General features: G+C 69.9%; 12 protein-coding genes. 3 read left to right on the top strand and 9 right to left on the bottom strand.

All coding sequences use genetic code 11. From position 1 onward, the window contains the following. Positions 1-11 precede the first annotated feature (11 nt). Positions 12-734, top strand: coding sequence for an ABC transporter permease subunit (locus tag CRT23_RS05370; RefSeq protein WP_103708887.1), 723 nt, complete (start codon positions 12-14; stop codon positions 732-734). On the opposite strand, the gene CRT23_RS29045 is transcribed toward CRT23_RS05370, so the two are convergent. Together CRT23_RS29045 and CRT23_RS05360 are read right to left on the bottom strand one after the other, a co-directional pair. Beyond that, positions 721-2070: a L,D-transpeptidase gene (locus tag CRT23_RS29045; protein ID WP_245435977.1), complete on the bottom strand. Its 1350-nt coding sequence runs from the start codon at positions 2068-2070 to the stop codon at positions 721-723. The two genes, CRT23_RS05370 and CRT23_RS29045, sit on opposite strands and share 14 nt — an antisense overlap. 70 nt (positions 2071-2140) lie before the next feature. Then, positions 2141-2905 (bottom strand): extensin family protein, encoded by a 765-nt coding sequence (locus CRT23_RS05360; protein WP_245435984.1) that lies wholly within the window; start codon positions 2903-2905, stop codon positions 2141-2143. A 374-nt stretch (positions 2906-3279) separates the two neighbouring features. On the opposite strand from CRT23_RS05360, the gene CRT23_RS05355 reads away from it, so the two are divergent. Next, positions 3280-5349: a M3 family metallopeptidase gene (locus tag CRT23_RS05355; protein ID WP_103708932.1), complete on the top strand. Its 2070-nt coding sequence runs from the start codon at positions 3280-3282 to the stop codon at positions 5347-5349. Between the two features lie 86 nt (positions 5350-5435). After that, the gene (locus CRT23_RS05350; protein ID WP_103708886.1) at positions 5436-6257 is read left to right on the top strand and encodes a hypothetical protein; all 822 of its coding nucleotides are present in this window, start codon (positions 5436-5438) and stop codon (positions 6255-6257) included. Between the two features lie 36 nt (positions 6258-6293). Here the strand turns inward: CRT23_RS05350 and CRT23_RS05345 are convergent, their stop codons facing one another. From CRT23_RS05345 to purL, 7 genes are all read right to left on the bottom strand, one after another. Continuing rightward, a complete protein-coding gene (locus CRT23_RS05345) occupies positions 6294-6509 on the bottom strand; it encodes a hypothetical protein (protein WP_055953631.1) in 216 nt (71 codons plus the stop codon). A 168-nt stretch (positions 6510-6677) separates the two neighbouring features. Further along, positions 6678-7565 carry an SMP-30/gluconolactonase/LRE family protein gene (locus CRT23_RS05340; protein WP_103708885.1) on the bottom strand — a complete coding sequence of 296 codons (888 nt, stop codon included), beginning with the start codon at positions 7563-7565 and terminating at the stop codon, positions 6678-6680. A 71-nt stretch (positions 7566-7636) separates the two neighbouring features. Further along, on the bottom strand, positions 7637-8536 hold the full coding sequence (locus tag CRT23_RS05335; RefSeq protein ID WP_103708884.1) for an NAD(P)/FAD-dependent oxidoreductase: 900 nt from the start codon (positions 8534-8536) through the stop codon (positions 7637-7639). 133 nt (positions 8537-8669) lie between these two features. Then, positions 8670-9011 (bottom strand): Grx4 family monothiol glutaredoxin, encoded by a 342-nt coding sequence (grxD, locus tag CRT23_RS05330; RefSeq protein ID WP_055951908.1) that lies wholly within the window; start codon positions 9009-9011, stop codon positions 8670-8672. A 30-nt stretch (positions 9012-9041) separates the two neighbouring features. Beyond that, a complete protein-coding gene (locus CRT23_RS05325) occupies positions 9042-9548 on the bottom strand; it encodes a DUF29 domain-containing protein (RefSeq protein ID WP_103708883.1) in 507 nt (168 codons plus the stop codon). 22 nt (positions 9549-9570) lie between these two features. Beyond that, entirely contained in the window at positions 9571-9807 is a 237-nt protein-coding gene (locus CRT23_RS05320) for a BolA family transcriptional regulator (protein ID WP_103708882.1), read from the bottom strand. A 33-nt stretch (positions 9808-9840) separates the two neighbouring features. Next, the gene (purL, locus tag CRT23_RS05315) at positions 9841-12066 is read right to left on the bottom strand and encodes a phosphoribosylformylglycinamidine synthase subunit PurL (RefSeq protein ID WP_103708881.1); all 2226 of its coding nucleotides are present in this window, start codon (positions 12064-12066) and stop codon (positions 9841-9843) included. Positions 12067-12139 lie beyond the last annotated feature (73 nt).

The following is a 12139-nucleotide window of genomic DNA, read 5'->3' as shown; positions in this document are numbered from 1 at the left end:
GACGATCGCGGATGTCCGCGCCCCTCGGCTTCGCGCTCACGGGCCTCGCCCTCGCCGGAGCCAGCCATCCCACGGTCGCCCGCTGGATCACTGAGTCCCTGGGAGATCCCGCACGGCGTCCCCTGTCGGTGGAGCGTCTCCTTGACCTGACGCGGGCCCACCTCGCCCTGGCCGGGATCGGACTCGCCCTCGTGGCCGTCCTCGGAATCGGCCTCGGCATCCTGGTCACGCGCCGCTTCGCCGAACCCTGGCGGCCGGCGATCGACGGACTTGCGGCCGCCGCCCAGGCGGTACCGCCCGTGGTCGTGGTCGCGCTCGCCCTGCCGGTCCTCGGTTTCGGCGGTCCCCCGACGCTGCTCGCCCTCGTCGCCTACGGGATCATGCCGGTCCTGCGGGGGACGGCGGGCGCCATCACGGGGGTGCCGCCGGAGGTCCGCGAGGCCGGACGGGCGATCGGCCTGACCAGGCTCCAGATCCTGGCCCGGATCGAACTGCCCCTGGCCGCCCCCGCTATCGTCGAGACCCTGCGCACCGCCGTGGTGCTCGCCATCGCCACCGCCGCGGTCGGCGCCCTGGCGGGCGCCTCGACCCTCGGCACGCCCATCGTGGCCGGCCTGCAGAACCAGAACACCGTGGCGATGCTCCAGGGCACCGCCGCCACCGCCGCCCTGGCCTTCCTGGCCGACGCCGCCCTGCTGGCCGCCGTCGCCGGGTGGCGCGCTATTCGTCCTTGAATACCACCTGAGCGCCGCGGCTGACACGATTGGCGAGATCGCGCGCATCCCAGTTCGTCAGGCGGATGCAGCCGTGGGATTCGGTCTTGCCGACCTTCTCCGGCTCCGGTGTCCCATGGATGCCGTAGGAGGGGATCGAGAGATCGATCCAGACCACGCCGACCGGGTTGTTGGGGCCGGGGGGAATGGTGAACTTGGTCTTCGCCTTCACGCCGGCGAATTGATACTTCGGATTGTAGGTGTAGGTCGGCGCGTAGGCGACGCCCTCGACCTTCGCCTCGCCGGACGGCGCCGGCTTCTCCTCGCTGCCGATCGAGGCGGGATAGAACGCGACGAGCTTGCCGTCCGTGTCGAAGGCCCGCACGTTGCGACTCTCCTTGTCGACCTCGATGCGGGTCACGGTCTTCGTGTCGCGCTCCGTCGGATCGCTGGCCTCGCCGCCGGACTCCTTCGCCTCCGCGGGCTTGCCTTCGTCGCGCCGGGCCTCCTTTCCGGCCGCTTTGGTACCCGCGTCCTTGCCGGTTTCCGGCTTGTCCGCTTCCCGCTTGGTGGAGTCCTGCTTGGTGGCGTTCTGGGCCTGCTTCTTCGCGGCCTTCTCCTCCGCCGTCGGCTTGCCGGTCTCCAGCGGCTTCACCGCCGCCACCAGGATCATCGTACCGGCCTTGCCGAAATCCGCATCGGGATTGAGCGCGCTCAGGAGATCCGGGGCCATGTGGAAGCGCTCGGCCAGCATCTCGCGCGGGCTGGTATAGCCGAGGGCGTCGAGATCGGCCTGGTCCTCCATCTTCGCCGGCATTTTCTCCACGAAGGGGCCGGCCGCGTCGGCCTCCGTCACGGTGTACTCGGTCAGCACCGGATCGTGGCTCGTCGCCTGGAGCTTGTCGGCGAGGTCCGGCTCGATTTCCGTCTCGGCCTTCAGGCCGTTGGCGGTGGCGAAGGCCGCCAGGGCGCCGCGCAGGTTGTCGCCGTCCCGACCGTCGATGGCGCCGGGCGAGAAATGAGCCCGGTCCAGGAGGACCTGCGCCTTCACGAGCGCCGCCTCCGGCCGCTTGGTGCCGCTGCGCTTGGCGGCCTCGCCCTTCGACTCGGCCTCGTCCGACGTCTTCGCGGCCCCCTTCTTCGCGGCTCCGCCCTTGGCGTCGGTCTTCTCACCGCCCCTGGCGTCCGTCTTGGCGGCATCCCCCGTCGGCGCCAAGGCTGCGGATTCGACGGCCTCGCGCGTCAGGGCGGGGGACTCCGCCTTGTCCTTCGTCTCGGCCTGGGCGCCGCCCGACAGGGCGACCAGGGCGAGGGCGGCCAGACCGCCGCCAATCCGTGTCGAAGGATACCTGATCACCGAAGATCTCCCGGGCTATCTGCTTGATGTCGCACAAGTAAGCGCGCTGGACCGGATGGCGTTCCGCCCCTCACTGACACAGGCGGTGCCCGGCATTCCGCTGCCGCTCGTCGAGGTGGAGGTGGTTGGCGTGCGCCGCATCCGAGCCCGGGCCGAGGACCGTCCGGAAGAAGGCACAGGCCCGGCCACGCACCGCGGTGAGGAAGGTCGCCTCCGGCGTTCCCTCCGGCGCGGCCAGCACCGAAACCGCCGGGCGGTTGGCGAAGGTGAAGCCCATCACGTCGACGCCGTTGGCGAAACTGTGCTCGCTGAGCTTGGCATCGGGATCGTGGTTCTGGCCCCGGCATTCGTAGGAGGTCCCGATCGTCAACCCCTTCAGCGGCTGGCCGAGGTCGCGCTCGGCGGCCACCTGCGCCTCCGTCGCCCAGCGGGCGAGGGATTCGGCGGCCTCGCAGACGAGGGTCACCGGCGGCACCAGGGCGAGGTCGTCGGCCAGCGCCGTGACCTTGAGGGGCTTGGCCGCCCCGCATTGGCCGTTCGCCAGGGCCGGCAGCGGCTCGAAGCGGGCGCCGAGGTGCTCCAGGCGGCGTCGGCAGGCGCTGTCGTCCACGGGTGCCACGGTGATGGCCAGGGCAGGGGTCGAGAGTTCGGCGGGCCGTGGGGGCGGCGCCGGGATCTCCGCGCCGTCCGCCGGCTTCACCGGCTCGGCTTCGCGCGTCCTGGCCGTCTCGGTGGGGGGAGACAGCTCGGCCGGTCGTTCGGGCGGGCGCGGCGCTTCGGCCTGGGCCGGCGTCGCGAGTTCCGCCGGGCGGGGCGGGGGCGCCGGCGGCGGCATCGGGATCGCCGTCGCATCCGAGGGCACGCCCTTCTCCTGCGCCCAGCAGGCACCCGTCGGGCCAAGCGCGCCGGCGAGCACCAGGGTCGCGGCCCCGACGAGACGAGAGGTGGGGCGGTGGCGCATCGCGTTTTCCATCTGGTCCGAATCCCATCTGATCCGAGCGTTCGGACGGCCTGTAACGGTCGAGAGGCTCTGCGAGTTCACAAGGAGCAACCGCCGGGTCACCCGGAGACGAAACCGGCACCGTGTCGCCCGCCAGCGCAGGCGCGCCTTTGCGCTTCGCGCCAGCGTGCTTACGTTGCGGCGCGACGCGCGATGAACCGCACGAAGGAACGCGAATGACCACTGGCACGCCCGACGCTTCCCAGGCGATGGCTCCCGAGACCGCTGCCGCTCCCGTGGAGATCGGCCCCTTCGCCGACCCGGCCTGGTCGACGCCCCACGGCCTGCCGCCGTTCGAGCAGATCGCGCCCGCCCATTACCTCCCGGCCTTCGAAGCGGCGCTGGCGCATCATCGTGCCGAAATCGACGCGATCGCGGCGGACACTGCGCCGCCGACCTTCGCCAACACGGTCGGCGCCCTCGAGCGGGCCGGACACGACCTCGACCGCGTCGCCTCGGTGTTCTTCAACCTCAGCGGAAGCCACACCAATCCCGAGCTGCAGGCCGTCGAGCGGGCCATCACCCCCCGCCTCGCCCGCCACGGCAGCGCGATCTATCTCAATGCCGCCCTCTGGGCCCGCATCTCCGCGGTGGATCCCGAGGCTGAGCAGCTCGGACCGGAGGAACGCCGCGTCCTCGACCGCTACCGGACCCGCTTCCGCCGCTCGGGCGCCGACCTCGCACCCGAGGCCAAGGATCGGATGGCGGAGATCGCCGCCCGGATGGCCGAGCTCGGCACGACGTTCAGCCAAAACCTGCTCGCCGACGAGAGCAGTTTCGCCCTGCCCCTCGAGACCGAGGACGACCTTGCCGGGCTGCCGCCCTTCCTCCGCGCAGCCGCGGCCGCGGCGGCCCGGGAGCGGGGCAGCGCACACGGCCACGTCATCACCCTGTCCCGCTCGCTGATCGAGCCGTTCCTCGTCTTCTCCACCCGCCGGGACCTGCGTGAGAAGGCCTACGAGGCCTGGACCCGTCGCGGCGAGAGCGGCGGCGCCACCGACAACCGCGGCATCATCGCGGAGATCGTCGCGCTGCGGGCGGAGCGAGCCCGCCTGCTGGGCTACGACAGCTTCGCCCATTTCAAGCTCTCGGACACGATGGCGGGCTCGCCCGACCGGGCGATGGATCTCCTGCGCAACGTCTGGACCCCGGCGCACCACCAGGCCGCCACCGAGCGGGACCGGCTGCAGGCGCTGGTCCAGGCAGAGGGCCACAACTTCGATCTCGCCAAGCACGACTGGCGCCACTACGCCGAGAAGCTGCGCCGGGCCGAGCACGACCTCGACGAGAGCGAGATCAAGCCGTACCTGCCCCTCGACGGCGTCATCGCGGCGGCCTTCGATACGGCGGAGCGCCTCTTCGGCCTGCGCTTCGAGGAACTGGCCGACGTGCCGCGCTACCATCCGGACGTGCGCGCCTGGGCCGTGCGCAACGCGGATGGTTCCGAGGTCGGACTGTTCCTCGGCGATTACTTCGCCCGGGCCTCGAAGCGCAGCGGCGCCTGGATGAGCGCCTTCCGCACGCAGGAGCGGCTCAACGGCGACATCAAGCCGATCATCGTCAACGTGATGAACTTCGCCAAGGCACCGGCGGGCGAGGCGACCCTGCTCTCCTTCGACGATGCCCGGACGCTGTTCCACGAGTTCGGCCATGCCCTGCACGGCCTTCTCTCGGACGTGACCTATCCGCTGCTGGCCGGCACCGCGGTTCCGGGCGACTTTGTCGAGTTGCCGTCGCAGCTCTACGAGCACTGGCTCGAACAGCCGGAAGTGCTGCGCAAGCATGCGCGGCATTACCGCACCGGCGAGCCGATGCCCGAAGACCTGCTCAAGCGCCTGCTGGCCGCCCGGACCTTCAACCAGGGCTTCGCCACCATCGAGTACACCGCGTCGGCCATCGTCGACATGACGCTGCACCTGTCGAGCGGCGGTGAGGAGGGCCTCGACGTCGCGGCTTTCGAGGCGGACGCCCTCAAGCGCATCGCCATGCCGGCCGAGATCGCGATGCGGCACCGGACGCCGCATTTCGCGCATATCTTCTCGGGCGACGGCTATGCGGCCGGCTACTACAGCTATCTCTGGTCGGAAGTGCTCGATGCGGACGCGTTCGACGCCTTCCGCGAGGCCGGAGACATCTTTCACCCCGAGACGGCGGCCCGCCTGCGCCAGTTCGTCTATGGCGCCGGCAACCTGCGCGACCCGAGCGAGGCCTACACCGCCTTCCGGGGACGGCTGCCCAGCATCGATCCGCTGCTGCGCCAGCGGGGGCTGGCGGCCTGAGCACGGGACTGACTGAAAACAGGGTAACGGTTTCGTAAAGAAACAGGCTTAACCAATGCTTCCTGCCCCATCAGGAAGCATTGGTCATGACGGATAAGGTCCTCGCGGCGTCGGCGGATGCCTCGCCCGAAACCCTGCTCAAGCAGGCGATTCTCGGGGCCCGCGCCTCGGCCGGGAAGGCCACGGCGCCGTCGGTCGCCGAAAGCGCGTCCTGGACCGCGAGGCTCCGTGCCGAGCCACGCATCCTGGCGCTTGCCGCTGCAAGTTTGGGCCTCGGTGCACTCGTGGGCGCCGGAGCGATGAGCCTGGCGGCCCCGCGCGCGACGGACGGTCGCGAGACCCTGGCGCAGATCCGTCATCAGATCGAAATCGGCCGCACCGAATCCGACCGTCAGGTCGAGCGCCTGGCCAAGGGCCTCGCGCAACTCCAGGACACCGCCGAGGCCGCCCGCACGGAGGCCAAGGCGCGTCATACGACTCTCGCGGAGCGTCTCGGACGCACCGAGCAGACCCTGGCCACGAAGCTCGCTGCCACCGGCGATCGTCTCGAGCAGGCTGAGAAGGACCAGAGCGCCCGCCTCGCGGCACTGACCGCGCAGATCGAGAAGCGCGCCGCGGCCCCGGCTCCGTCCCCCGTCGTCGCGCCCCAGGCCGCCAAGCCGGCCGCCCCCGAGCCCACCGAGACGGGTGCGATTCCGGACAAGCCGAAGCCGTCACCGGCCGAAGGCTGGGCCGTGCGCGAGGTCTATGATGGCGTGGCGGTTCTGGAGGATCGCAAGCGACGGCTCGTCGAGGTCGGTCCCGGTGACACCGTTCCGGGTGTCGGACGCATCGAGAGTATCGAGCGGCGCGGCAAGACCTGGGTCGTCGTCACCAAGCAGGGAACCATCACGCCGCAGACGTGGTGATGCCCGAACGACTGCGATGCCTCTGGGGCGTCCCGTTCAGGACGCCTGGGCTTCGATCTCGGTCTCGGGATGCCGAACCGGGAAGCGCGGCTCGACCGTCAGCGGGTCCGCCATCATCGAACCGCGCGCGGCGCGATTGCGACCGTGTGTCAGGGCGCGCGTCTGCGCCTCCGCCGACGGGTGCAGGATCGACGTCAGGAAGGCGAAGCCTTCGAAGTCGGAATCAAGGTTCTTGGCTTCGAACACTGGCATGGCGGTCACCGGACCCGAGGTCCTGAATGGCCCCCGGAGGGAGCCGCAGGACCCGTCATTGGCAGATAATGTGGACAACGGCAATAAGTTCCAAAAGGGCGCGATTATTTACCGTTAATTCACCTCTGCCCCCCGTCGAAGGTTAACTCGGTGCGGAAGCGCACCTGATTACAGTGTTCGCGCATCCCGATAGATCGCCGCCGGCAGGCCCGCGATGTCGGTCTCGACGGCCAGGAGATGCCCGGCCATCGGGTCCGCGACGGGGTCACGCCCGCGCAGGGCGGTCGTCACGAACAGGGTGGTCAGGTCCGGTCCGCCGAAGGCGCACTTGGTGACCAGTTCGGTGGGCACCGGCACGACGCGCTCGATCGCCCCCGCCGGGTCGAAGCGGGTGATGCGCGAACCGCCGTAGTGGCAGACCCAGAGATACCCCGCGGCATCCACCGTCAGGCCGTCCGGCTTGCCCCAATCGGATTCGAAGACCGCGAAGGGCTGTGCCGGTCCGATGCGGTCTTCCGCGATGGAATGGACCCGGATGACCCCCTCGGCGGTGTCCGCGGTGTAGATCCGGCTGCCGTCGGCCGTGACCACCGGACCATTCGACACCGCGACGCGGCCGCCGAAGGCATCGAGGCGCCCACCGTGCCAGCGGTGGAAAGTCCCGGTGGGCTCCGCCTCCGCATCGTCCATGGTGCTGAAGTAGAGGGCGCCGTCCGGCCCGACATGGCCGCTGTTGAGCCGGTTGCCCGCGTGATGATCGTCGGGCGTCACCAGCGGCGTCCGCCGGCCGCTCTCCAGATGGAGCAGCACGACCCCGGATTCGAAACCGGCGAGCACGGTGTCGGGATCTTCGGTGAGGAGAGCGAAGCCCAGCTTCTCGTCCTGCGGAAAATGCTGAGTCGTCCCGCTCGCGGGATGGTGGCGCCAGATCGTCGGGGTCTCGACATCCACCCAGGTGAGCGTTTCCGAGCGCGCATCCCAGGTCGCCTCCTCGCCGAGTTCGCAGCGGCAGGGAACGGCGACGCGGGGCGTATGCGGGTGGACGCGCAGGGTCATCGTGTCGGGCTCCGGGCTCGGCAGGGGGGCTTGTAGAGGTCGGGGGCGGTACGTCACTCCGGCGCCGTCGGTCAGGCGACGTCCTCGCGCAGGAGTTCGGTGTTCACCGCGAAGGCCGCCATGGCGCCCTCGGCGGCGGCCACGACGGCGAATTGCACCCGGCGGGAGGCGTCCCCGGCGACGAACAGGCCGGGCACGTTCGTGCTCTCGTACTCGCCGGTCGGCACCACGCCCTTTCGGGTGAGGTCGCAGCCGAGCTGCGTGATGAGCTCGGACGGCTCGCACGGCATCGGCATCAGGAACACGGCGTGGCAGGGCAAGCTCGTCCCGTCTGCGAAGGTGAGGCGCTGCGGCTGGCGCCCGTCCCCCTCCAGGCGCCGGATCGGTGTCTCGACGATGCGGACGCCGTGGCGGGTCAGGCGCGCGCGATCGCGGTCGGAGAGCGTGGTCGGCTGAGCATCGGTACAGAGGGTGACGTCGTCGCTCCAGACGGTCACCTCGAGGGCCATGCCCTTGGCCGCGTCGCCATGGGCGTAGACCACGAGGGGCCGGTCCCGATTCTCGTAGCCGTCGCAATAGGGGCAGGAATGGACGCCGTGGCCCCAGTAGTGGTCGAAGCCCTCCACCGAGGGCAGGGCCTGGTGCAGGCCCGTCGCCAGGACCAGCTTGCGCGTCGTCTCGTGGGTTCCGTCGGCGAGGATGACGGAGAAGCCGTCGTCCTGGCCCCGGGCCTCGGTGACCTTGATTGCCCGGCGCTCCACCGTCGGGTAGCGCGCCAGATCGGCCTCGGCCTGCGCGCGCAGCTCCAGGGGCGGCGTGCCGTCCCGGGTGAAGACGCCCCAGCTCCGCGGCGTGACCGCGTTGCGCGGGTGGCCGGCATCGCAGAGGAGAACGTCGCGGCGGCAGCGGCCGAGGATGAGTGCCGCGTTGAGGCCTGCCGGGCCGCCGCCGACGATGATGACGTCGCGCATGTCGTGCCGCTCCCCGGTCTGACGTGTCCGAAACTCAACGGCCGGACCCGGGGGGATGTTCGGTTCTTCGCCCCTTCGGACAGGAAAAAGGGCGCTTGCGCGCCCTGATTCCGTCCCGCAGGCGTGACGCGCCTCAGGCGGCGGTCGGCGCCTTGACGGGAATGCCCTTCTCGGACAGGAACTGGTGCAGCTCGCCCGACTGGAACATCTCGCGGGTGATGTCGCAGCCGCCGACGAACTCGCCCTTCACGTAGATCTGCGGAATAGTCGGCCAGTTGGAGAAGGCCTTGATGCCGTCGCGGATCGCCATGTCGTCGAGGACGTTCACGCCCTTGAACGGCACTTCCAGGTAGTTGAGGATCTGCACGACCTGGCCCGAGAAGCCGCACATCGGGAATTGCGGCGTGCCCTTCATGAAGACGACCACGTCCTGGGACTTGATCTCGTTCTCGATCGCGGTGTTGACGTCGCTCATGGTGTCGGTCCTCTGAGATGTGATGCTGATCTAATGATGGTCGGTCGGCCTGTTCAAGGTCGCGGCCAAGCGTTCGAGCGCCCAATCCATCGTGAAGCTCTCGGCGACGAGTTCGTCCGGGGTGAACGGCATCCTGTCGGGCAAGCCCGCAACCAGATGATCGTCGTACATCTGGAGCGACGCCTCCGCCTGAAGGCGGGCGGTCTTCCAGATCCAATCCCAGTCGATCCGTCGCCGCATGCCCGGCGCGTAGGCCCGGCGTGCGGCGGCATGGAATGCGATCACCTCGACCCGCCACGATCGGGTCGACTGCGCACGCGGCGCGGACATGTATTTCAGGACATGGATGAGGGTTTGAAGGAGTTGCTGCTCCACGGCGCTGATCTGGGACCGGCCCACGCTCTCGATCTCCTCGGCGACGTTCTCCCAATCGAGGATGTTCGAGAGGTCTGGCCTGCGGGCGAGGGCGCGCAGGGTCGAGGCCTGCTGCTCGGCCCAGGTCACGATGTCGTCGTCGTAGAGGCTCGGCTGGTCCATGCGATCCGCCTCCGCGGAGGCCTCAATCCTGCGGGACGCCGGTGGTGAGCGCAAGCGCGTGCAGCACGCCCCCCATCCGACCCTGGAGCGCGCCGTAGACCATCTGGTGCTGGGCGACCCGGGTCTTTCCCTTGAACGCCCAGGACAGGACCGTGGCGGCGTAATGATCGCCGTCCCCGGCCAGATCCTTGATCTCGATCCGGGCGTCGGGCAGCGCCTCTCGGATCATCGCCTCGATCTCGCGCGCATCCATCGGCATCGGGTTGGCTCCTGACGATCGGGTAGGGGGGCTTCAGGCCGGGACGCCGGCCGGCTGGCTCGCCATGTAGGCCGGCAGCCAGCCCTCATGCGTCTCGCGCAATTCGGCCACCGATATGGTCTCGCCCTGCGGCAGGGTCAAATGGTCGTTGCCCGTCACGCCGATCACCGCTGCCGGGATGCCCTGGGCGGAGGCGCTGTAGAGCAGGTCCGGCGCGGTCTCGGGGTCGACCGCCAGCAGGTAGCGGGCCTGATCCTCGCCGAAGAGGTAGGCGTGGGTCGGCACCCCCTGGGGCACCTCGGGAAGGGCCGCGCCGATCCCACCCGCCATCGCCATCTCGGCCAGCGCCACGGCGAGGCCGCCGTCGGACAGGTCGTGGACGGTGTCGACGAGGCCTGAGGTGATGAGCCCGCGCACGAAGTCGCCGTTGCGGCGCTCGACGGCCAGATCCACCGGGGGCGGAGCCCCGTCCTCGCGCCCGGCGATCACCGACAGGTAGACCGACTGCCCGAGCCAGCCGGCGGTCTCGCCGATCAGGACGAGGACATCGCCGGCGCGCTTGAAGTTCAGCGTGGCGTGGCGCGTCACGTCGTCGAGCACGCCGACGCCGCCGATGGTGGGGGTGGGCAGGATGCCGACGCCGTTGGTCTCGTTGTAGAGCGAGACGTTCCCCGAGACGACGGGAAAGTCGAGGGCCTTGCAGGCCTCGCCGATGCCCTTTAGGCAGCCGACGAGCTGGCCCATCACCTCGGGCTTCTCCGGGTTGCCGAAGTTGAGGTTGTCGGTGATGGCGAGGGGCCGTCCACCGACCGCGGTGATGTTGCGCCAGGCCTCGGCCACGGCCTGCTTGCCGCCCTCCACCGGATCGGCCTCGCAGTAGCGCGGGGTGACGTCGGCCGTCATCGCGAGCCCGCGCGGGCCGTCCTCGACCCGCACGATGGCGGCGTCGCCGCCTGGCTTCTGCACGGTGTTGCCGCCGATGAAGTGGTCGTACTGCTCGTAGACCCAGCGCTTCGACGAGAGGTCGGGCGAGCCCACGAGGCGCTTCAGCGCCTCGGCGCTGCCCACGGTCTCGGGCACGTCGGCGGCGGCGAGCACCGGCTGGTGCGTGTTGGCGATGTGAGGCCGGTCGTAGAGGGGCGCCTCGTCGCCGAGCTCCTTGATCGGCAGGTCGGCCATGACGACGCCGTCATGCTTCACGACGAAGCGGAGCGTGTCGGTGGTGTGCCCGATGATCGCGAAGTCGAGGCCCCACTTCACGAAGATCGCCTCGGCCTCGGCCTCCATGCCGGGCTTGAGCACCATGAGCATGCGCTCCTGGCTCTCGGACAGCATCATCTCGTAGGCGGTCATGCCGGCTTCGCGGGCGGGCACCTTCTCGATGTGGAGCTCGACGCCGAGGTCGCCCTTGGCGCCCATCTCGACGGCCGAGCAGGTGAGGCCGGCGGCGCCCATGTCCTGGATCGCGATCACGGCACCCGAGGCCATCAGCTCGAGGCAGGCCTCCAGCAGCAGCTTCTCGGCGAAGGGGTCGCCGACCTGCACGGTGGGGCGCTTCGACTCGGAGGCGTCGTCGAACTCGGCCGACGCCATGGTGGCACCGTGGATGCCGTCGCGGCCGGTCTTGGAGCCGAGATAGACGATCGGATTGCCCACGCCCGTGGCGGCCGCGTAGAAGATCCCGTCGGTGCGGGCGAGGCCCACCGCCATGGCGTTGACGAGGATGTTGCCGTCGTAGCGCGGGTGGAAGCCCATGGCGCCGCCCACCGTCGGCACGCCGAAGGAATTGCCGTAACCGCCGATGCCCGCGACCACCCCGGAGACGAGGTGGTGGGTGCGCGGATGGTCCGGTGAGCCGAAGCGAAGCGCGTTCAGGGCCGCGATCGGACGCGCGCCCATCGTGAAGACGTCGCGCAGGATGCCGCCGACGCCGGTCGTCGCGCCCTGGTAGGGCTCGATGAAGCTCGGGTGGTTGTGGCTTTCCATCTTGAAGACGCAGGCGAGCCCGTCACCGATATCGATGACGCCGGCATTCTCGCCGGGTCCCTGGATCACCCAGGGTGCCGAGGTCGGCAGGCCGCGCAGGTGCTTGCGGGAGGACTTGTAGGAGCAGTGCTCGTTCCACATCGCCGAGACAATGCCGAGCTCGGTCAGGGTCGGGTCGCGCCCGATCAAGCCACGGAAGCGCTCGAACTCGTCCGGCGTCAGGCCGTGCTGGCGGACCAGTTCGGGGGTGATCGGAACATCGTTGCGGAACATGCGACCCTCTCGGCACGGCCCCCGTCCGGGTCCGGCCGTGCGTGACGGCTCTAAAGCGGAACGCCGCGCCCTG

The sequence above is a fragment of the Methylobacterium sp. V23 genome, from assembly GCF_002917135.1.
Classification (GTDB): domain Bacteria; phylum Pseudomonadota; class Alphaproteobacteria; order Rhizobiales; family Beijerinckiaceae; genus Methylobacterium.
The sequence above is the reverse complement of the archived record's forward strand: the minus strand, read 5'-3'. Positions and strand labels throughout refer to the sequence as shown.

What these genes read in the sequence shown, in the direction of transcription:
- CRT23_RS05370 (WP_103708887.1), top strand. Translation starts at nt 12, where the DNA reads ATGTCCGCGCCCCTCGGCTTCGCGCTCACGGGCCTCGCCCTCGCCGGA.
- CRT23_RS05360 (WP_245435984.1), bottom strand. Translation starts at nt 2,905, where the DNA reads ATGCCGCCGCCGGCGCCCCCGCCCCGCCCGGCGGAACTCGCGACGCCG.
- CRT23_RS05355 (WP_103708932.1), top strand. Translation starts at nt 3,280, where the DNA reads ATGGCTCCCGAGACCGCTGCCGCTCCCGTGGAGATCGGCCCCTTCGCC.
- CRT23_RS05350 (WP_103708886.1), top strand. Translation starts at nt 5,436, where the DNA reads ATGACGGATAAGGTCCTCGCGGCGTCGGCGGATGCCTCGCCCGAAACC.
- CRT23_RS05345 (WP_055953631.1), bottom strand. Translation starts at nt 6,509, where the DNA reads ATGCCAGTGTTCGAAGCCAAGAACCTTGATTCCGACTTCGAAGGCTTC.
- CRT23_RS05340 (WP_103708885.1), bottom strand. Translation starts at nt 7,565, where the DNA reads ATGACCCTGCGCGTCCACCCGCATACGCCCCGCGTCGCCGTTCCCTGC.
- CRT23_RS05335 (WP_103708884.1), bottom strand. Translation starts at nt 8,536, where the DNA reads ATGCGCGACGTCATCATCGTCGGCGGCGGCCCGGCAGGCCTCAACGCG.
- grxD (WP_055951908.1), bottom strand. Translation starts at nt 9,011, where the DNA reads ATGAGCGACGTCAACACCGCGATCGAGAACGAGATCAAGTCCCAGGAC.
- CRT23_RS05325 (WP_103708883.1), bottom strand. Translation starts at nt 9,548, where the DNA reads ATGGACCAGCCGAGCCTCTACGACGACGACATCGTGACCTGGGCCGAG.
- CRT23_RS05320 (WP_103708882.1), bottom strand. Translation starts at nt 9,807, where the DNA reads ATGCCGATGGATGCGCGCGAGATCGAGGCGATGATCCGAGAGGCGCTG.
- purL (WP_103708881.1), bottom strand. Translation starts at nt 12,066, where the DNA reads ATGTTCCGCAACGATGTTCCGATCACCCCCGAACTGGTCCGCCAGCAC.